At 65.7% G+C, this 20,549-nt stretch carries 16 protein-coding genes and 1 tRNA gene; 7 read left to right on the top strand and 10 right to left on the bottom strand.

The window, feature by feature from the left end; genetic code table 11:
- Position 1: 1 nt before the first annotated feature.
- Both ACFWF2_RS17215 and ACFWF2_RS17210 read right to left on the bottom strand, forming a co-directional pair.
- Entirely contained in the window at positions 2-580 is a 579-nt protein-coding gene (locus ACFWF2_RS17215) for an ArsR/SmtB family transcription factor (protein WP_379308413.1), read from the bottom strand.
- A 136-nt stretch (positions 581-716) separates the two neighbouring features.
- The gene (locus ACFWF2_RS17210) at positions 717-1,031 is read right to left on the bottom strand and encodes a hypothetical protein (protein ID WP_379308412.1); all 315 of its coding nucleotides are present in this window, start codon (positions 1,029-1,031) and stop codon (positions 717-719) included.
- A 1,039-nt stretch (positions 1,032-2,070) separates the two neighbouring features.
- Between ACFWF2_RS17210 and ACFWF2_RS17205 the strand changes: the two genes are divergently transcribed.
- Positions 2,071-2,898, top strand: a complete 828-nt coding sequence (locus tag ACFWF2_RS17205; protein ID WP_379308411.1) for a sulfite exporter TauE/SafE family protein — start codon at positions 2,071-2,073, stop codon at positions 2,896-2,898.
- A 9-nt stretch (positions 2,899-2,907) separates the two neighbouring features.
- On the opposite strand, the gene ACFWF2_RS17200 is transcribed toward ACFWF2_RS17205, so the two are convergent.
- The 4 genes from ACFWF2_RS17200 to ACFWF2_RS17185 all read right to left on the bottom strand — a co-directional run bounded on the left by ACFWF2_RS17200 (position 2,908) and on the right by ACFWF2_RS17185 (position 4,794).
- Positions 2,908-3,765 carry an SAM-dependent methyltransferase gene (locus tag ACFWF2_RS17200; protein ID WP_379308410.1) on the bottom strand — a complete coding sequence of 286 codons (858 nt, stop codon included), beginning with the start codon at positions 3,763-3,765 and terminating at the stop codon, positions 2,908-2,910.
- Positions 3,766-3,823: 58 nt separating this feature from the next.
- On the bottom strand, positions 3,824-3,955 hold the full coding sequence (locus tag ACFWF2_RS17195) for a hypothetical protein (RefSeq protein WP_379308409.1): 132 nt from the start codon (positions 3,953-3,955) through the stop codon (positions 3,824-3,826).
- Between the two features lie 144 nt (positions 3,956-4,099).
- Positions 4,100-4,243 (bottom strand): hypothetical protein, encoded by a 144-nt coding sequence (locus tag ACFWF2_RS17190; protein ID WP_379308408.1) that lies wholly within the window; start codon positions 4,241-4,243, stop codon positions 4,100-4,102.
- A 71-nt stretch (positions 4,244-4,314) separates the two neighbouring features.
- Positions 4,315-4,794, bottom strand: coding sequence for a DNA-directed RNA polymerase subunit beta (locus ACFWF2_RS17185; protein ID WP_379308407.1), 480 nt, complete (start codon positions 4,792-4,794; stop codon positions 4,315-4,317).
- A gap of 526 nt (positions 4,795-5,320) precedes the next feature.
- Here ACFWF2_RS17185 and ACFWF2_RS17180 point away from each other — a divergent pair.
- From ACFWF2_RS17180 to xerC, 5 genes are all read left to right on the top strand, one after another.
- Positions 5,321-6,433: a helix-turn-helix domain-containing protein gene (locus tag ACFWF2_RS17180; protein ID WP_379308406.1), complete on the top strand. Its 1,113-nt coding sequence runs from the start codon at positions 5,321-5,323 to the stop codon at positions 6,431-6,433.
- 845 nt (positions 6,434-7,278) lie between these two features.
- Positions 7,279-7,725: a hypothetical protein gene (locus ACFWF2_RS17175; RefSeq protein ID WP_379308405.1), complete on the top strand. Its 447-nt coding sequence runs from the start codon at positions 7,279-7,281 to the stop codon at positions 7,723-7,725.
- Between the two features lie 20 nt (positions 7,726-7,745).
- Positions 7,746-9,302 carry an FtsK/SpoIIIE domain-containing protein gene (locus ACFWF2_RS17170; protein WP_379308404.1) on the top strand — a complete coding sequence of 519 codons (1,557 nt, stop codon included), beginning with the start codon at positions 7,746-7,748 and terminating at the stop codon, positions 9,300-9,302.
- Positions 9,299-11,062 carry a replication initiator gene (locus ACFWF2_RS17165; RefSeq protein ID WP_379308403.1) on the top strand — a complete coding sequence of 588 codons (1,764 nt, stop codon included), beginning with the start codon at positions 9,299-9,301 and terminating at the stop codon, positions 11,060-11,062. Before ACFWF2_RS17170 ends, ACFWF2_RS17165 begins: the two co-directional genes overlap by 4 nt.
- Positions 11,063-11,331: 269 nt before the next feature.
- Positions 11,332-12,618: a tyrosine recombinase XerC gene (xerC, locus tag ACFWF2_RS17160; RefSeq protein ID WP_379308402.1), complete on the top strand. Its 1,287-nt coding sequence runs from the start codon at positions 11,332-11,334 to the stop codon at positions 12,616-12,618.
- Between the two features lie 74 nt (positions 12,619-12,692).
- Here xerC and ACFWF2_RS17155 read toward each other — a convergent pair.
- The 4 genes from ACFWF2_RS17155 to ACFWF2_RS17140 form a co-directional block, all read right to left on the bottom strand.
- A tRNA-Thr gene (locus ACFWF2_RS17155) sits at positions 12,693-12,768 on the bottom strand.
- 57 nt (positions 12,769-12,825) lie between these two features.
- Positions 12,826-14,025 (bottom strand): DNA polymerase III subunit delta', encoded by a 1,200-nt coding sequence (locus ACFWF2_RS17150; protein ID WP_379308401.1) that lies wholly within the window; start codon positions 14,023-14,025, stop codon positions 12,826-12,828.
- A 234-nt stretch (positions 14,026-14,259) separates the two neighbouring features.
- Positions 14,260-17,199, bottom strand: coding sequence for a type I DNA topoisomerase (topA, locus tag ACFWF2_RS17145; protein ID WP_379308400.1), 2,940 nt, complete (start codon positions 17,197-17,199; stop codon positions 14,260-14,262).
- A gap of 256 nt (positions 17,200-17,455) precedes the next feature.
- A complete protein-coding gene (locus ACFWF2_RS17140) occupies positions 17,456-17,662 on the bottom strand; it encodes a cold-shock protein (protein WP_019044597.1) in 207 nt (68 codons plus the stop codon).
- Between the two features lie 433 nt (positions 17,663-18,095).
- On the opposite strand from ACFWF2_RS17140, the gene ACFWF2_RS17135 reads away from it, so the two are divergent.
- Positions 18,096-20,486 carry a DEAD/DEAH box helicase gene (locus ACFWF2_RS17135; RefSeq protein WP_379308399.1) on the top strand — a complete coding sequence of 797 codons (2,391 nt, stop codon included), beginning with the start codon at positions 18,096-18,098 and terminating at the stop codon, positions 20,484-20,486.
- The last annotated feature ends 63 nt before the right edge of the window (positions 20,487-20,549 follow it).

The raw sequence follows: 20,549 nt of genomic DNA, 5'->3' as shown, positions 1-20,549 counted from the left end.
TCTACTCGCTGTTCATCCCCGGCGCCGGGAAGGCGATGAATCGGGTGAGTACCCGGCGCGCCCCCGGCCTGCCCTCGGCGTGCGTGGCCTGGAAGCGTTTGAGCAGTGCGAGATAGTCCTCGCAGAAGGCGTCGAGTTCCTCCCGGGTCGCGTAGATCGCGCCGCGCGAGAACGGCATCACGTCGGCCCATTCCCCCAGCTCGGCGCGCTCGGCCCGGTATCGCTGGAACATCTCGACGTCATCGGTGATGTGCTGCGCGACAAGACCTTCCAGCAGCTCACGCATCTCCGGCGACTGATCCTTGTCCATCCGGTACCGCAGATCGTTCGGCGGCGACCGCCACCACCGCTCCTTCCCCTTGGCCAGCTCGGGCGCCTCCTCGATGAACCCGTGCTCGGCGAGCTGGCGCAGGTGATAACTGGTCGCACCGGTGTTCTGCCCCAGCTGGGCACCCAGCGCCGTCGCCGTCGCCGGGCCCTTCTCGGCGAGTGCGCGCAGGATGCGCTGCCGGAGTGGATGCGCGAGCGCGCGGAGAGCGGCGGGATCGGTGATCTCCCTGGGCGGTACCTCGTCGGCCATACTTGCACAGTACCCTTTGCAAACAAATCTATGCAAAGACAATTGTGCAACTTTCGGCGGCAATGCCGGAGCCCGCTATAGCAAAAGGCCCTTCCCGGAATCCCGGAAAGGGCCTGTCACGTTGTTGCCGGCTCCACTACCTGGCGGCGACCATCGACCAGCTGTAGTAATTAGCGATGCTGCGAGGCGCCACCGTCGCCACCGGCGTCCCCGTGCAGTCCGGTGTCGAGAACACCAGAAGCGTTCGGTCGCTTCGATTCTCGTAGGTCACCTCGCGCGGGAAACCACTCGCCCAGCATCGGTCCAGGTTCTCGATCATCCCCGTACCGTCGATGATCGCCCATTGACCCTCCGACGACCCGGTCGGCAGCGGCATCGACGACCCGGAAGGCACCGGAAGAGGAAAGGCAGCGGCCGAGGGGGCACCAACTACCGCAGCGGCGATGGCCACAGCACCGACGAAAGACATGCTTCCACGCTTCATGAACCCGATGCTACAAAGATTCGCGAACACTGTCGTCCCCCAGAACTACCGTCACGGCCACGCAGGCATCTACTCCCCGCGAGACCGTCTGGCCCCTCCTCGGCGGCCCCCGCACAGAGCAAAGGCCCCTCCCGGAATCCGGAAAGGGCCTTTGACCTTGGAGCCGCCTGGGGGAATCGAACCCCCGACCTTTTCATTACGGATATGACCGACTACCAGAGGCAACCCAAGCCCACAACCGACAACCCATAAATGGTCCCTCACCTGGCAAAACAGGCAGGTTTGACAACCATTGACAACTAGGACATACGTTCGACAACGGCGCACAGCAGGCGAATAAGTTGGGAGATAGTTGGGGGACCAACGCCCACCCGATCGGCGTGTCAAAGAGTAGACGCGCCGCAACTTGGGGCGTGTAGCTATCGATGAGCAACAGAGCTGTGGGGCAAACCCCGGAGGGGCGCGGCAGCCCGATTCGCCGGTGAGGGTGTGAGGAAGCGCCGATTACGTATCCGAGAGCGGTAGTCGTCGGTTCGACGCTTCCCCACTGCTCGGACACTACGTGTTCGGCACCGCGCGATGCCCGGGAGATACACAATCCATACGGGCATGACCAGCCGCTGAGTTTCGCGTCGTCCGGGTGTCCCCCGTAGCGCAGCGGAGGGGGCACCCTGGGGCGGCGCGTTCGCGCTCTTGATGTTGTAGAGAGAAATTCGGCAAAGCTTCTCACCTGATACGTACAAACTACTCAGCTGGGTTACCGGCTACTCTTTCTTTTTCTGTTCATCTCCGGGGGACCCAGCTCCTCCATTCCTGGATTCCCCTCCCTCTCAACAACCCATCGCCAAAGCTGCCCAGAACCTTCTCACCACACCAAGGAATGCACACACTCATGCGTGAAGCGACTGGGTGGTTCCATCGGTGAATCGCGATGCCTATCGGTGACTTCTGACATCACCTGGACTGGGGGCGGTGAGATCGCTGCGCACCCGTACCGTCTCGGCGTGTGAGTGAGGTAGTCGAGGAGCCGACAGGATCGTCGGCCGTGGCACGGCGTGACGCGCTGCTGTTGGTCTTCGCCAGCGGCGCGGTGATCGGGGTATTGGGCGGGCTGATCGGGCTCGGGGGCGCGGAGTTCCGGCTGCCTCTACTGATCGGGTTGTTCGGGTTCGCGGCCCTGCACGCGGTGATCCTGAACAAATCGATGAGCCTGATCGTGGTCCTGACGGCACTCCCGGCGCGGCTGATCGCTTTGCCCTACAACGAGATCAGTCAGCATTGGACTATCGCGGCAAACCTGCTCGCGGGCAGCCTAGTCGGTGCCTGGCTCGGTGCGAGTTGGGCCACGCGCATGCATTCCCGCACCCTGTACCGGGTTTTGGCCCTGCTCCTTGTCCTGATCGCTGCGGCTTTGTCGGTGACCCACCTCGGCCATGTCGGCACGCTGGAATTACCGACCGTGGCGCGGATCTGTGTCGCGGTGGTCGCGGGCGTCGGGATCGGGATCGTGGCCGCGCTGATGGGTGTCGCGGGCGGGGAACTGTTGATCCCGACGATCGTGCTGCTGTTCGGTGTCGATATCAAGGTCGCGGGTAGCCTGTCGCTGATGGTGTCGTTGCCGACCATGCTGGTCGCGTTCGCTCGCTACAGCCGCGATGCCAGCTTCCAAGTCCTGCGGGCCAATACCCGTTTCGTGTTCGTCATGGCCGCCGGATCGATCGCGGGAACCATCGCCGGTGGCTTGTTGCTCGGTGTCGTGCCCAGCGCCGCGCTCATCCCGATACTCACCGCGCTCCTGCTCATCTCCTCGGTCAAGGTGTGGCGCCATCAGTAGACAGTGATGTCAGGAGTCGCCAGCACAACCAAACTGTGTACGCCTTTCGGCCCGGTGTCGTTGGCCGATCGCGGCATAGGCGGCCAGGTCCCACACGGCGGGGTGTAGTGGCTCGGTGGCCTGGTCATAGCGACTGGAGCCAAGGAGTTCGGGTCGCCACTGGTGCGGGGCGACCAGACCGGGGGTGTGCAGGTGGTAGCCGGTGAGCATCGCGGCAATATCGTCGTAGGTGCGTGGGTAGTAATCGATTCCGGCCGCGCGCAGGGTTCGCGCAGCGGAGTCGATGTGGTGGCCGTGGATGTCGGCGGTGACATGGGTCAGCACCAGCCACATTCCCGCCGGTAGTGCGTGGGTCAATGCCGCGACTATCGCCGGGGCGTCATCGATCAATTCCGCGGTGCCGGACAGACACAGCGCGATCGGTGCGGACATGTCGAACTGGGCGGTGATGGCGTCGAGAACGGCGGTGGTGTCGGTGAGGTCGATCTCGGCGGTGTAGACGGTTTGTGCGGTCATCAGGGCGCGTGCGTGGACGGCTACGAGTCGGTCGTTGTCGATGTAGAGCGTGCGGGCGGTGTCGGTGCGCTCGGCGGCGATGTCGTGAATGTTGGGTGGGTGAGGGAACCCGCACCCGAGTTCCACGAATTGTGTGACCTGGTGGTGGTCGATGAGATATCCGACCGCGCGACGGGCGAACCGACGTGATTCGGTGATCGCGGGGGCGATCTTGCTCCGGGTGAGTGTCTCGGCAATCACGCGGTCGTTGCTGTAGTAGTCCTTGCCACCGAGCACGGCGGTGAGGACGCGCGCGGCGTTGGGGCTGGACTGGTCAAGAACGGTGTAGTTTTCGGGGCCTGGGCCGCTCACGTGGTGTCGCGCCCTCTCTGGTGTTGTTTGTGGTGTAAATCGTTGTGGTGCAACGGAATCAGCCCTCAAGGCCCCCGAGGCGGTCGTACCCGGCATCGAGGTTGCTGGCGGCTTCGATGCCTTTGTCGGTGATCACGAACTTGCGGTCGGTGCCTATGACGACGTAGCCGTTGCTCCGGTTGGTCGACAAGGAAGGTTCGGGGCCCCGGAAATCGTCGGGAAACGACTCCGGGGCCGCCCCCGCGCAGCGGGCCGGTAGGGCACTGGGAGGCCGACCGGGGCGCATCGCATCGAGGGCATTCAGCTGGTCGGGGAACGTGCGGTGTTCGCACGGTCAGGGCTGGAGGTACAGCCGTTCGTTGGGGAGCCTCGACAGTCCCGCGCAGTGGCTGGGATCGACGGTGACGGTGCCGGGTCGGCGGGCGGTCACCTCGCACACGAACACCAACGCGGCCGTCAGGCAGGCGACGAAATCCATTCGCACACTGGTGAATTGGACTGTGAGATGAATGTCGGGTTCCTCGGGGCGTGGGGACCCGCCGCCGTGGTTCATCGGGGGTACTGGCCCGGTAAGCACGCCCGTGCGCACTCGAGGACAACCGAACCGGAGGGCTGGAATGCGCTGATCGCCGGGGATACCCATGTGCGGACCATCACCGCGTCCGGCACCGGGGAGGGCAACCCGATATCGCCGTCACGGATCACCACCACCCGCGCCCGCCGCAACCGGGCGACCTCGGCAGGGTCACCGATCGGGCGGATATCCGGCCTGATCAAAAATGTCCACATGTCGGCGCGGGGGTGACCGATGATCGGCAGTGGCGCGACCCCCCGCACATCGAGGGTGTTTTTGACCCGCTGTGCCAGACCGGTGGGCATCATGACCGCACCAACCCGCCCCGCCTTCATCGTGATCCGCCCAGTTTGGGGGTCGATCACGGTAGGCAGGCGGCAGGTGCGTCGGTAGAACTCGCACCGGGATTCGGGGGTTTCGGTGTAGGCCGTGGGCGATGTGCTGGTCTGTGTCATCGGGACTCCTCGGGCAACCCGGTCCGCGTAGCCGTCGTGTCAACCGTTGGCGAATTGGGCGTGGTGGTGATGAAACCGGCTTCGCGCATGGCGTCGAGTGCTCGAGTGAGGTCGGCAAAGGTGTGTTCGAGTGTGACGGGAATGGGGTCAGTCATCGCGCGGCCTGCCTTGTTGAGCGGCGTTCTCCCGCTGTGATCTGCCACTCCGCACGGCGGTTCCGGAAGGCGTCGCCGCTGCGACGCAACGAGTGCAGCGCCCGCGTTACACGCCAGGCCGGGAGGTTCACATTGTGTGCGATTGTGTCGGCGGTGAGCAGTCCGCCCGATTCGAGGAGGGCGAGAACGTCAGCTTTGAGGTTGGTTGTCATCGGTCACCCCAGTTGGCTTCGTATCGGGCGTTGGGAACCGGATCTGTAGGCCGCACCGTTGCTTGCCTGGGTCAATAGTTGCGCTCAGTGACCTTGCCGACGAGTGGCATTCGTAGTGGCACGCGTACGCACAGTGAGGAATCAGGGCATGATTGGCTCATGCACACGGGGAAGCTGATTCGCGACCTTCGGCAGGCGCGCGGGTGGTCCCAGGGGCGACTGGCAGACGAGTTGAGTGAGCGCTCCGGGCAGACGATTGGCCGCGAGTACATCTCCCGTCGCTGGGAGTCTTGCAAAAGCGAGCCTTCGCCGTTTTGGATGCGGCACCTTGCTGGCGTGCTTGATGTGCCACTAGCCGTATTGGAGGCCGACGTGAATCGCAGACATTTCCTTACTACGCTGGCCGCCACGACCGTGGCACCTGTTGTGGCATCGGACCTGTTGGCAGAGGGGTTCTCGGCTCGGCTGCAAGGCGCGGGGCCGTCTGTGGAGCAGTGGGCACACACGCTCGTCGGATATGGGGCCGACTACATGACCTCTGGAGCTGGTGAGATTCAACAGCGGGTGGCCGTGGACCTTGCGGTGATACAGCAGCAGTGCGACACCCCCCGAATGTGGGCGCACGCTGCGAGGTTGATGACCCTGTTCGCCAAAACGTTTCCGGGGTCTGACGGTTCCAAAGCTGTGACGTGGTATCGGATGGCGGCCGACTCAGCCGATCGTTCTGGAGATGTTGATACTCGTGTGTGGGTGCGGGGCCGCGCAGCGATTGCGCTTGGCTACGAGGGTGCATCGCTGCCAGTCGCAACCATGTTCGCTGATCAAGCGCTCGCGATTTCGGACCGTCCGTCCCTGGGCAGGGTGAATGCGTTGTACGGCAAGGCTCATGCCGCCGCGATCACTGGCGACGAGGCCACGGCGCGAGCTCTGGACACCGAAGGCCGAAGGATATTCGACATCGCAGGGTCTGGTGATTCGGAGGCTTCGGATTACGCCGTGCCATATTGGCGACTGGGGGTCTTCCGGTCACTGCTGCGGGCGAGGCTCGGGGACGAATCTGAAGCTGTGGAGGCGCAAGACGAGGCCCGGCGCTGGCTCCCGCCAACGCTGCCACGGTTCGCTACGCACCTCGAAATGCATCGAGGTCTAATGCTCGTGCGTGCCGGAGACCGAGAGATCGGTGAGAACTATGCGCGTGCCGCGCTTGATGCGCTTCCTCCGGAGAAGCATTCACTGACGCTTCGTATGCTCATGGACGAGATTTCTCGCTAGGTCTCATCGTTTCCTTTCGCGATCCACTCCGCAACCCCGGTTACCTTATGATTCAGGGGCTTTCGTGTGCAGGCGGACGATATGTCGGCACATGAGGAACGAGCCTGCATCGGCCGCCTTATCCACGCGGGCACAGGTTAAACCGATCATTTTTGACGTGTCAAAATTGGATCAGCTAAGGGCCTTGACCGAGACGGGTCCGTATGCATCTTCGATAGGGAATTCTGCTCTCCGCGCGCATGTTTCGGTGGTCGCGTAATAGAGTGGCTACTCTTGCACGTTTCGCCCGAAAACTTTTTGACGCAATTTTCGGTACCGACGCAGATCCCAATCTGATTGTCTACCAATACATTTGACATCTTCTAACCGTTGAACAGTCAAACCGGAGCACTGGAGCACACCCGATGCGGGCTTGACCGGGGCGAATGGGTCTGGATGATGGTAGTAGGCGTGATTCGCCGCGAAGGTTGGGGGCAACCTGACGAATCGCGCCGACTCGCTCTGAACGTGTTAGCTGGGAACACGGGCAGAGCAGCGCGACCCTGAATTGGGGTGGCGTTTCGTTTCGGCCGTCGTGCCATTCTCCCGGTGCCTCGGCCTCTGACTAGACAGAGAGGCCCTGATGATCAACCAGACTCCGAGTTGCTGATTCGCGGCTGCCCCCTCGTGCGACCGAGGGGACAGCCTGAACGAAACAAACTCACGCGGGACAACGGGCCACTAACCCACCGCGAGAGTCCCCATTCCATCCACGCAGAGACGGGCTCTGCCATGTCCAGAGTAGTCGAAAATTGGCTGTGGTACCGCCCCGTCGCGTGTTTTGACCCTGAAAGAGGGTGGCCGTGATGGTCCAAAAAGACGCCAACGAGACGCCGGAGTTCCGGCGAAACTTCCGATTCCACCCGGCATTCGCCGACTTCTACGCCCGTGGATTGTACCAGGTGGGACCGGTCATACCGGACACCGAATACACCGGTGATCCGTTGCGGCCCGGACCGCAACGCCGTGATCCGGTGACTCACGAACTGGTTTGGAAGATCGCGGTTCTCGATCCGGCGGAGAAGCATCCGCGCCGTAAGGCGTATGAGGTGATGTTGCTGTCCAACTCTGAGCCGGTGCCGACAACCGGGGAGATCGGACCGGATATGCGTCCGATCGAGCTGACCGGGTTGATCGTCACACCGCGTGTGGCCGGACAAGGTGAGTTCAAGTACCTGAGCTGGGTTGTTCGGGCCACTGGGTACGCCCCAGGGCCGCGCACCCCGTCTGGTCCGGCCAAGTCCGGCGACTGATCACACCTCACCTCTAGACGGTGCGGCGGTATCTGGTTCCGGCCGGTTACCGCCGCACCGCTTCGGACCTTACCTGCGCCTTCTTGCGCGGCAATGGCGACTATTCGACAGGACAAATCGTGATGGCTCGTTCTGATGACTTCTACCGAAACCAACAACCGTCCACGGCCGGTGATCAACTCGGCCTGGACCTGATGCAACTTTTCGAGAAATCGCTGATGCTCGGACTACGAATAATGTTGTGGGCGTTGATATTTCCCATATTGTCGGTGCCGATCGCGGGCGCGGTGGCTGCCGGGTACTGGTGGGGGTGGCCGGTCGGTGTCGCGGTCGGTGTGGTCGCGGTCGCGGTGTGGGGGGTGTGGGCGTGGGCGTGGCCGGTGTCGTGGCAACGCTGGGTGAGTGGGCGGATACGGACTAAACATCGGGTGTGGTGGACCTACCGCCGTCGCTGGTCGGAAATTGCTGCCATGCACGGGCTTTCCAGCGTGCTCGATACCGAGGTGAAAACCCCGTATCTGGTCGCGGTGCAGCCCGGCCCGGCGGCCGACATCCTCGAAATCAAGATGCTCGACGGTCAGACGCGCGAGGAGTGGGCACAACAAGCCGACGCGCTACGTCATGCCTTCGGCGCGATTGGGGTCCGGATACGGCTGTTCAAACCGGGTTGGATACGGCTCGAGGTCGTGCACCGCGACATCCTCGCCGACCCGATCCCGTTGCCGCGCGCCGATCCGAAGACGGTCGACCTGCACGCGTTGCCGGTCGGCATGACCGAGCTGGGGCAACCGTGGACGGTGCGCCTTCTCGGCAATCAGGTGATGGTGGCCGGTGCCACCGGATCGGGCAAAGGGTCGGTGGCGTGGTCGCTGCTGGCCGCGTTGGGTCCAGCGATCCGTGACGGGTCGGTGGTGGTGTGGGTCATCGATCCCAAAGGCGGACTCGAATTCGGTTACGCCCGTGACTGGTTCGCGCGTTTCGCCGCGTCGAGTGGAACCGAAGCGCTTGCGATTCTCGAGGACGCGGTGAAGCTGGTTCAGTCGCGGGGCGAGAAGTACATGTCTGCTCGGGCGCGCACGATCACTCCGTCTGTGGATGAGCCGTTGGTGTTGCTGTTGGTCGATGAGGCGGCGAGCTTGACCGCCTACTACTCCGATCGCAAGATCCGTGACGCGATCACTCGGTGCCTGGGGGTGATCTTGACCCAGTCCCGCGCGGTCGCGGTGCCGGTGGTCGGATGCTTGCAGGACCCCAGCAAAGAAGTTCTCGAGTTGCGCCAGCTCTTCCCCTATCGGGTGGGGTTGCGGCTGCGTGAGCACACCCAACCCGACATGGTGTTCGGCAAGGGCGGGCGCGACCGGGGCGCGCTGTGTGACGAGATCCCCGAGAACATGCCCGGTGTCGGGTTTGTCGAACACGAGACCTCGACCGAGATCACTCGTGTGCGCGCCTACTGGGCCACCGATGACGATATCGATTGGATCATGACGACGTTCCCTCCGCTGCCGCGCGACCAAGACGGAAAACCGTTGCGCACCAAGCGATTCGGGACCGGTGACGGGTGGGCCGAGTTGTGACCGGGAACGACGCACGGTTGGTCCTGGACCAGGGCCGCGCCGAGGAGGCCGAATCGGGGCTACGGCTGCGGATGCCCTCGTTCGACGCTGTAGCGATCGCAGCGGCCGAACAGCACGGGGTGTGTGTGCGGCCCATGGTCCTCGAACGCACCGACACCCAGACCGGGGCGCGGGAGCTGGTGCCGGTGCCGTGTGGGCACACCCTCGAGGTGGTGTGTGGTCCGTGCGCACGCCAAGCCAAACGGGTTCGCGCCCAGCAGTGCCGGGTGGGTTGGCATCTGGATCGTGAGCCCGAGATTCCGCGTGCGAGACCATCGTTGGATCACGTGTCGTTGATGGTGTACCGGGCTGATCTGATGGCGACGCTTTCCGAAGGGGTCGACCATGAAGCCGCGGAGCTGGTCGCCGAAATCGGATGGGCCGACAACCAACTCACAGCGCTCGGCACCGCCGGGAAACCGCCGGCTGATTCGGAAGGCACCGATGCCGGCTGCGATCCCGCCGACAGCGACGACAGCGACACCGACTCTGGCACCGGGGCGGGGCGGGGTCGCTCGACTCGTCGCCGACAAGACATCCCCGATCTGCCGCGCCTGCCTGTCGATGACCGCACGATCGGTGGTGCCAACGCTGACGGGTCCGCGCGGGCGTCGATGTTCGTCACGGTCACGATGGACTCCTACGGCAGGGTCCATCGCGAGGACTCCACTCCGATCGATCCGGAGGGCTACGACTACGCGCGTGCGGCTTGGGATGCGATCTGGTGCGCACGGTTGTTCTCGCGGTGGATACAGAACCTGCGCCGTGCGATCGGCTGGAACATCCAGTACTTCGGGGTGGTCGAACCGCAGAAACGGGGTGCGCCACACCTGCACATCGCCCTACGCGGCCTGGTCGATATCGACCTGATCCGGCGCGTCACCGAAGCGACCTATCACCAGGTGTGGTGGCCGCGCCCGAAACACCTGCTCTACGGCGGTACTCATCTACCGGTGTGGGACCGCGAGCAGGAGACCTTTGTCGACCCGACCAGCCGAATGGCGCTGCAATCCTGGGACGAAGCGATGGAATCGACCTGGGCTGAGGACGCGCAACCGGCGCATGTGGCGCGCTTCGGGCGGAAGGTGGACGCGCGCCGGTTGGTCGGCGGTTCCGAGAAGGCCGAACGCGGGATCGGGTACCTGTGCAAGTACCTGACCAAATCGGTGTCCGACATCCTGGAAGCGAAAACCGCTCGGCAACGGGGCCACTACGCCCGGCTACACGCGACGCTGCGCCAGACTCCGTGCTCGGAGCGGTGTTCGGTGTGGTTGCTCTACGGCATCGTCCCCAAAGGCGCGACAGCCCGTACCCGGCCTGGGCAGTGCAAGGGACGCGCCCATCGCCGCGAAAACCTCGGCTTGCCCGGTAATCGGGTGTTGACCTCGGAAAAGTGGACAGGCAAGACGATCGGGGACCACAAGGCCGATCGGATGGAGTTCGTGCGAGCGACCCTGGCCGCTGTCGGCATCGACAAGCCACGCCCGGACCTGCGCCGCTACACATGGTCCAAGGTCAGTCCGGGTACCCGGATTCCTCAACGTGGGTTCCTGCTGCTCAAAGCTGTTGCCCAACGGCGGGAATGGCGCGCGGAGTACGACCGGGCAGCCCTCGCGGTCGGGCTGCCACCTCCCCCTATTGCGAACAATCCTCCTCACATTCAGCAAACTATCAGCAATAATTCTGCTGTTGACCAGCAAGGAGACGGCCGTGTCTGCTGATCCGGCACCGCTGATGCCACCGGTTCGGCGGTGGGTGCCGACCAAGGATGCCGCCGCGCACATCTGCATTCACCCGGAAGTCTTGCGGCGGTGGGCTCGTGAGCCGGAGAAGCATCCGTGGCTTCCTCGGCCGAAGAGAATCGGAAAGGGGTTCCGTTGGGATCTAGACGCTTTGGACGCAGCGCTGGAGGGCCTAGAGGGCTGAGTATCGGCGGGTGGGCGTGAGTCGCGGCCGTCCTGCTCGCCCCCTGGGTGTCGCCGGTAAACCGATGCTGACGGAGTTGTCGCCTGGACGTTGGTCCGCGCGGGTTCTCGTGCGCGACGCTTCGGGGAAACGTCGGGATCTCGCCCGCGTCTCCCCTCTCAAGGTGGACAGGCGGGGCCGAGAGGTGCCAGACCGCACCGGCCAGCGCGCGCTAGATGCGGTGCTGGCCGCTGCGTCTGCCATCCGTATCGATCTGGGTGGCGAGCTGTCATCGTCGACGAGTGTTCGGCAACTGTGGGACATCTACCGAAACCACTTGGTGGAGCAGGGTCGCGTGGGTAGAACACTCGAGCGGTACGACGACGTGGCGAAAATGTTCAACACGTCGTTCGGCGGGCGCGGTCTGCTCGAGGTCAGGACCTCGGCAGTTGAAGCGTTCTTGGCAGAGGTCGGCCACGCCAGGGGGCCGGGCACGATGAAAATTGCGCGCAACGTCTTGTCCGGCATGTTCCGCTACGCGGTTCGCAAGGATGCGATGCCGATCAATCCGGTGCGTGAGTCACAGATGCCCAAGAACATCGAGGCCAAGGGCCGTACAGGGGGCGCGGGTGACCTGAGCGTGGAGGAGCTGAGGTTCATCCTTGCGGCGGTGCGCACGTCTGTCCTGCCTTGCCCGCGCAAGCTGTCGAAGGCTGAGCGGAATCGTGCGGTACCGGTCAAGGCTTACACCCCGCCGACAGTGGCCGAGTACTGCGAAAGCGCGGACCTGGCCGACCTGGTGACCTTGCTAGCCGGGTCGGCCCTTCGCCGTTCTCAGGCACTGGGGTTGTTGTGGTCTGACATCGACATAGATGGCCGGACGCTGCGCACGACGGGGAAGATTGCGCGCGTCCCTGGACAGGGTCTTGTGCGGGAAGAGAACGCCGCCGCCGCGAGCTCGAAGAACCGGGGCGGCAAGATCGCCCTGCCACCCTTCGCGGTCGAGATGCTCAAACGGCGCAAGGCAGTTCTCGCGGCTCGCCGGTTGGCTTCGCCGCCTGATCCTGATGCCGATGCATTGGATCTGGTGTTTCCCTCGGCGGTGTGGACGATGCGAGATCCCCAGAATGTTGGGGCCGAGTGGAGAAGGGTCCGCGAGGCGCTCGGCATTCCGGATGACATCGTTCCGCACAGCTTCCGCCACGCGGTCGCGACCATCCTCGATGATGCCGGGCTGTCGGCCCGTGTCACCGCTGACGTGCTCGGGCATGTTGATCCGGCGATGACTCAGCGGCACTACATGGCACGTGGGCGAACTCACGAAGCGGCTGCCGACGTGCTGCATCGCGCGGTGTCCGGCGACGACAATTAGTTGGGAAATAGTTGGGAAAACAGGTCAGGGCGGGTACCGGGATTCTTCCCCGCACCCGCCCTGACCTGGTGTTATGGAGCCGCCTGGGGGAATCGAACCCCCGACCTTTTCATTACGAGTGAAGCGCTCTACCGACTGAGCTAAGGCGGCGTGCCGTCAGGCGACGCGAGTCTATCGCGGGAATGGGCAGAACGCGAAAACGGGTGGTCAGGTGGACCGGGCGGCGATCAGGGTGGCGACCATGGCGGCGACGGCGAAGCGGGGTTTCACGTTGAGGTCCAGTGCTTCCCGGCATTCCAGGACGGCGTCGATGCTGCGGAGCAGGCCCTCGGGGCGGACATTGGACGCGAGTTCGGTGATCTCGTCGGCCATGTCGGGGTGGGTGAGGGTGATGGTGGCGCCGCGGCCGGCGAAGCGCATCGCGAGGGCGTCGCGGTACATGCCTGCGACGTCGATGAGGGCGCGGTCGAGCGCGTCGCGGCCGGTGCGGGTGGCGCGGGACTTCTGGCGGCGTTCGAGGTCTTTGAGCACGCCCGCCGAGCCGCGGGTGGCCGAAGCCGCGCCCTTGCCGGTGCCGCCTGCGCCGAGGGCGGTGGCGAGTTCGTCGCGTTCGCGGTCGTCGCGTTCGGCGCTCATCAGTTTGGCTTCGTCGTCGGCGGATTTCACCAGCTCGTCGGCGGCGGCGTAGGCGGCACCGGGCCGTTCCGTCGCGCTGACCAGGGCGAGTGCGCGCTGACGTCGCTTGCGCGCGTCCTCGTCGGTGGCCAGGCGACGCGCGCGGCCGACGTGGCCGCCGCTCACCGCGGCCGCCCAGTCGGCGGTTTTCGGGTCGAGCTGGTCGCGCTCGCGCAGCACCTGCGCGATGGCGGGGACGGTGGGTGTCACCAGGTGCACGTGCCTGCACCTGGAACGCAGAGTGACGGAGATGTCTTCGGGGTCGACCGTCGGCGCGCACAGCAGGAACACGGTGCGGTCCGGCGGCTCCTCGACCACCTTGAGCAGGGCGTTGGCCGCGCCCTCGGTGAGCCGGTCGGCGTCCTCGACCACCACGATCTGCCAGCGGCCGGTACTCGGCCGCCGGGAAGCGATCTGCACGATCGCGCGCATTTCCTTGGTGCTGATGCTCAGCCCCTCGGGGATGATCCGGCGCACATCGCCGTGCGTACCCGCCATCGTGGTGGTGCAGGCGTGGCACCGACCGCAGCCGACGATGTCGGGGTCGGTGCATTGCAGGGCGGCGGCGAAGCAGAGCGCCGCGACGGACCGACCGGAACCGGGTGGACCAGTGAACAGCCACGAATGCGTCATCGCCCCGGTGACGACGCCGGCCCGCGCCGCCGTGGCGGCAGCGGTCAGCTCGGTCTCGACCACGTCCTGGCCGACCAGTCGATCGAAGACACCTGCCACGGGAGACACCCTAGCCGCGCACTACGACAGCCTTGTCTGACGGGTTGGGCCACCGACCCGGGCGAAGTACTCACCCGGCTGCCCCGACGCCTACGCGCTCGACGAGCCGCGCCGCCACCACCCGACAGATCCCATCGGCCACCGGGCCGAACGTTCGCTATCCCGCCGATCGGTCGAAATCCGGACCATCGGAGCCTTCAGTGAATGCTCAGCGCATGCCGACGAGGCCGGTCGTCAGTCCTCGTCGCCGCCAACGCTTTTCGCTGCTGCCTTCTTCGCCGGAGCCTTCTTGGCCGGAGCCTTCTTCGCTGCGGTCTTCTTGGCAGCCGTCTTCGTGGCCGTCTTGGTCGCCGTCGACTTGGCCGCCGTCTTCTTCGCCGGCGCCTTCTTGGCCGCCTTCTTCGCGGGCGTCTTCTTCGCCGCCTTCTTCACCGGCCCACGTGCCCGGCGATCGGCCAGCAGCTCGGAGGCACGCTCGTCGGTGATCGACTCGACCTCGTCGCCCTTACGCAGGCTCGCGTTGGTCTCACCGTCGGTGACGTACGGACCGAACCGGCCGTCCTTGATCACCATCGGCTTGTTCGTGGCCGAGTCGTTGCCCAGCTCGCGCAGCGGAGCCGCGCTGGCCGCCTGCCGCCCACGCCGCTTCGGCTCGGCGTAGAGCTTGAGCGCCTCGTCGAGGGTGACGGTGAACAACTGGTCTTCGGTCGCCAGCGACCGGGAGTCGGTGCCCTTCTTCAGGTACGGGCCGTAGCGGCCGTTCTGCGCGGTGATCTCCTCGCCCGAGGCCGGGTCGTTGCCGACCACGCGGGGCAGCGACAGCAGCTTGAGCGCGTCGTCGAGGGTGATCGTCGCCAGATCCATCGACTTGAACAGCGAGCCGGTGCGCGGCTTGACCTCGGCCGCCTTCTTGGCCGTCTTCTTCGCGGGCGGCGCGGCCGGGTCGGGCGCGGGTGGCTCGGGCAGGATCTCGGTGACGTACGGACCGAAACGTCCTTCCTTGGCGACGATTTCGTGCCCCGACACCGGATCGACGCCGAGCGCACGACCCTCCTGCGGCGTCGAGAACAGTTTCTCGGCGACCTCCGGCGTCAGCTCGTCCGGCGGCAGATCGTCGGGGAGGTTCGCCCGCTGCGACACCGGATCACCGTCCGGGTCATCGGGATTGACGACCGTCCGCTCCAGGTACGGACCGAACCGGCCGACGCGGACCACGACATCGCGGCCCTCCTCGTCGACGAACATCTTGATCGAGTTCACTTCGCGGGCATCGATGTCGTCGAGCTGCTCGCCGACCATCTTCTTGAGGCCACCCGAGCGCGCCACCGAGCCCTCGGCGCCGTGATCGCCACCGAAGTAGAAGCTGGACAACCAGTTTCCGCGCTGCTCGCGTCCGCCCGCGATCGCGTCGAGGTCGTCCTCCATCGCGGCGGTGAAGTCGAAGTCGACCAGTCTGCCGAAGTACGCCTCGAGCAGACCGACCACCGCGAACGCCACCCACGACGGCACCAGCGCGCTACCGCGCTTGTAGACGTACCCGCGATCGAGAATCGTCTTGATGATCGACGAGTACGTCGACGGGCGGCCGATGCCGAGCTCTTCGAGCGTCTTGATCAGCGAGGCTTCGGTATAGCGCGCGGGCGGATTCGTGCTGTGCCCGTCCGGAGTCAGCTCGACGGCGGTGACGCCCTGACCCTCTTCCAGCGCGGGCAAACGGGATTCGGCGTCGTCGGACTGACCGCCCGCTTCCTCGTCGACACTCTCGACGTAGGCCTTGAGGAAGCCGGGGAAGGTGATCGTGCGACCCGAGGAGGAGAACACGCACTCCTCGCCGGTCCGCGCGGTGCCGGTGATGCGCAGGGTCAGCGTGGTGCCACGCGCGTCGGCCATCTGCGAGGCGACGGTGCGCTGCCAGATCAGCTCGTAGAGCCGGAACTCGTCCTGGTCGACCTTGGCAGCCAGCTGACCGGGAGTGATGAAGGTGTCGCCCGACGGGCGGATCGCCTCGTGCGCTTCCTGCGCGTTCTTGACCTTGCGCGTGTACTGCCGCGGCGTCGGCGAGACGTACTCCGCGCCGTAGAGCTGCGTGGCCTGCGAACGCGCGGCGGCGATGGCCGACTCCGACAGCGTGGTCGAGTCGGTTCGCATGTAGGTGATGTAGCCGTTTTCGTACAGCCGCTGGGCGACCCGCATCGTGCGCTCGGAGGTGAAGCGCAGCTTGCGGCCCGCCTCCTGCTGCAGCGTCGAGGTCATGAACGGCGGATACGGCTTGCGCGAGTACGGCTTGGCCTCGGCGGAGGAGACCACCAGGTCGGCGCCGTCGAGCGCCTCGGCCAGCCTGCGCGCGTAGGCCTCGTCCAGCACGACGACACCGGAGGCCGACTTGAGCTGACCGTCGGAGCCGAAGTCACGGCCGGACGCGACCCGGTCGCCCTGGACCTGGACCAGGCGCGCGCCGAACGTGCGCGGGTTGGTCGAATCGGAGTTCTCGTCGACGCCCGCGTCGAGCTTGGCGGCGATGTCCCAGTACTCGGCGGAACGGAACGCCATGCGCTCGCGCTCGCGCTGCACGATGACACGGGTGGCGACGGACTGCACGCGGCCCGCCGACAGCCGCGGCATGACCTTCTTCCACAGCACCGGGCTGACTTCGTAGCCGTAGAGGCGGTCCAGGATGCGGCGGGTTTCCTGGGCGTCGACCAGATCGTTGTCGAGTTCGCGCGTGTCGGCGGCGGCCGCGAGGATGGCAGGCTCGGTGATCTCGTGGAAGACCATCCGGCGGACCGGGACCTTCGGCTTGAGCGTCTCGAGCAGATGCCAGGCGATCGCCTCGCCCTCGCGGTCGGGGTCGGTGGCGAGATAGAGCTCGTCGGCGTCGGCCAGCAGGCTCTTGAGCTCGGAGACCTTGGCCTTCTTGTCCGGGCTGACGACATAGATCGGCTCGAAGTCGTGATCGACGTCGACGCCGAGGCGCGCCCAGGACTGCCCCTTGTACTTGGCAGGCACGTCGGCGGCGCCACGCGGCAAGTCGCGGATATGACCCACCGACGCCTCGACCGTGTAGTTGCGGCCCAGGTACGGCGCGATCTTGCGGGCCTTCGTCGGGGACTCGACGATCACGAGACGACGCAGGGGACGCCCCTGGTCGGCTGAACTGCGGTCTCGTGTTGCCACCGGCGAACACCTTCCTTCTAGATCCGCGCGTCGGGAGGTCCGCTCGGTGCGCGGCTGGGGCAGACGGCGCGACGTTCGGACATCGCCACCAGTGACGTTTATACCCTGCGCACTTGGGTAGCTGCGTTCATGGCAGCCGGCGACGCGGGTTCGCAACCCTCTCGAGCAGCGAAGTTCCGGGCGACTTTACCCGGAAATGGCTCGTCCCCCACCTCCGCGCAGGAGATGGGGGACGGGCGTTGATTCGATTCGCAGCTCAGGAGAGCGCGCGAACGCCGGTGGCCTGCGGGCCCTTAGTGCCCTGGCCGACCTCGAACTCGACCTTCTGGTTCTCCTCGAGGGTACGGAAGCCCGTGCCCTGGATCTCCGAGTAGTGGACGAAGACGTCAGCGGAGCCGTCCTCGGGCGCGATGAAGCCGAACCCCTTCTCCGCGTTGAACCACTTCACAGTTCCCTGTGCCATTCTGTTCCTTCTCTTTCTTACCGGAACGGCGGACAACTGGGTTCGTCCACCGGGTCCGTTCCGACCGCTGTACTGTGGGTCCCCCTGCAAGGAAAGCCTGAGCACGGCGTTCGCAACATCGATCCTGCTGATGGTTGGACTTTCGATCCGTCCCTCGAACACAGAAGCTTGCGACCAGGACCCAGTGAACCATGTCTCCGAGCAATTCAACAGTCGAGTTACCGACAATTTGCAAAATTCTTGATCTTGCGAATGCGCAGGTGAGGGACCGATTGGGTGAATCCGTACTTTCAGTCTGTTTGCTTCACGATAACCGGGAGGGCTTCCAGCAAACATGCTGTGACCCAGGTCGCTATTGGGTTACGAAATCGCAGGTAGCGCTTGCCGCACACACACGTTTCACACTTCCGGCGTGTCGCGAGAGGGCTATGAGATGAATCCGACCGAGCGGACCGAGGTCCGATCGCCGGTAGCGAGCGAGAGCTACGGTCGATCGTTGCTGAATCGTGTCCTGACAGAGGCGGCCGCAGGCGGCAACCCGTTGACCCATGTCGCCGAGCTCCCCGCCCAGCGAGCGCGCACCACAGAGTGGCCGGCGTGGGTGCCATCGGAACTGGTCACAGCCCTGGGCGCGACGGGGATCGAGCGACCGTGGGAGCACCAGACCTCGACGGCGGGCCTCGCGGTCGCCGGGACGCACGTCGTCGTGAGCACCGGGACCGCGTCCGGCAAATCCCTTGGCTACCAATTGCCGGTGCTCACCGCCCTGCACGAGGATCAGCGCGCGACCGCGCTGTACCTGTCCCCCACCAAGGCGCTCGGCGCCGATCAGTTGCGCGCCGTCGGCGGGCTGATCCACGACAATCCCCTGCGTGAGGCCCATCCGGCCACCTATGACGGCGACACTCCCGCCGAGGTCAGGCAGTGGGTGCGGGCAAATGCGCGCTGGATATTCACCAATCCCGACATGCTGCACGTCGGGATGCTGCGGTCGCATCAGCGCTGGGCGCGGGTGCTGCGCAACCTTCGCTATGTGGTGGTCGACGAATGCCACTCCTACCGGGGCGTGTTCGGATCGCACGTCGCCCTCGTGCTGCGCAGGCTGCGCAGACTCGCCGCGTTCTACGGCGCCGACCCGGTGTTCATCCTCTGCTCGGCCACCAGCGCCGACCCCGCGGCCTCGGCGAGCAGGCTGATCGGCGCACCGGTCACCGCGGTCACCGCGGACGCGTCACCCCGCGGCGCAAGAACCGTCGCGCTGTGGGAGCCGCCGCTCAGCGCGGCGCTGACCGGGGAGAACGGCGCGCCCGTCCGCCGCACCGCGACCGGGGAGGCGGCCAAGATCATGGCCGGTCTGGTGGCCGAGGGCGCACGCACGCTGACCTTCGTCCGCTCCCGGCGCGGGGCCGAACTGATCGCGCTCGATGCCCGCCGCGTGCTCGCCGAAAGAGCACCTGAGCTGCAGGAACGGGTTGCCGCCTACCGCGCGGGGTACCTGGCGGAGGACCGCAGGGAGCTCGAACAGTCGCTGTCGGAGGGCACGCTGCTCGGCGCGGCCAGCACCAATGCCCTCGAACTCGGCGTCGACATCGCCGGTCTCGACGCCGTGGTCATCGCCGGTTTCCCTGGCACGGTCGCGTCCTTCTGGCAGCAGGCCGGGCGTGCGGGCAGACGGCTACAGGGCGCGCTCGTCGTGCTGGTGGCGACCGACGATCCGCTCGACACCTACCTGGTGCACCACCCCGCCGCGCTGCTCGACCGGCCGATCGAGGCCACCATCACCGACCCCTACAACCCCTATGTGCTGGGGCCGCAGCTGCTTTGCGCCGCCATGGAACTGCCGCTCACCGACGACGAGGTGAGCGAGCTCCGGGCCGGCGAAGTACTCGCCGACCTGGCCGGACAAGGCCTGATCCGGCGCAGGCCGGGCACGCGCGGTGCACCCGCACGCTGGCACGTCACCGCCCACACCCATCCCCACGACGCCGTCGACGTGCGTGGCGGGCTCGGAACGCCGGTCGCCATCGTCGACGCCGAATCCGGACGGCTGCTCGGCACAGCCGACGCGGGCCGGGCGCCCGCCACCCTGCACGAAGGAGCCGTGCACCTGCATCAGGGCGAGACCTATCTGGTCGACGAACTCGACCTCGACGGCGGCGTCGCCTTCGTCAACGAGGTGGACCCCGGCTTCACCACCAGCGCCCGTCAGGTCACTTCGATCACCATCGAAGCGGTGACCGAGGAGCGCGTCTTCGGGGCCGTCACCACCGCATCCGCGCAGGTCGCGGTCACCAACCAGGTCGTCGGCTACCTGCGCACCCTGGTCACCGGCGAGGTGCTCGACCAGGTCGAACTCGACCTGCCCGCCCAGACCCTGCACACCAAGGCCGTCCTCTACACCGTCACGCCCCGGCTGCTCGCCGCCGCGGGAATCTCCGAAGACGAGCTCCCCGGTGCTCTACATGCCGCCGAACACGCCGCGATCGGCATGCTGCCCCTGGTCGCCGGGTGCGACCGCTGGGACATCGGCGGCGTCTCCATCGCCGAGCATCCCGACACCGGCGCGCCGACCGTGTTCGTCTACGACGGCCAGCCAGGAGGCGCTGGGTTCGCCGAGCGCGGTTTCGCCCAGCTCGCGGAATGGCTGGCTGCCACTCTCAGCGTCATCCGCAGCTGTGGGTGCCAGGACGGCTGTCCCTCGTGCGTGCAGTCACCCAAGTGCGGAAACGGGAACAACCCCCTGGACAAGGACGCCGCAGGCCGGCTTCTGGTCGCCGTTCTGGGCGAGTTGCGTGCCCAGCCGAGCCCGGCGCCTGTTCCGTGATGCCGCAGCGGCGGTGACGTGTCCGGCGCTACACCTCACTGCGAGAATGTTGGTCGCTCGACC

The sequence above is a fragment of the Nocardia sp. NPDC060259 genome (assembly GCF_042728775.1).
GTDB lineage: Bacteria > Actinomycetota > Actinomycetes > Mycobacteriales > Mycobacteriaceae > Nocardia.
Note: the sequence above shows the minus strand (reverse complement) of the source record. Positions and strands in the feature narration are given on the sequence as shown.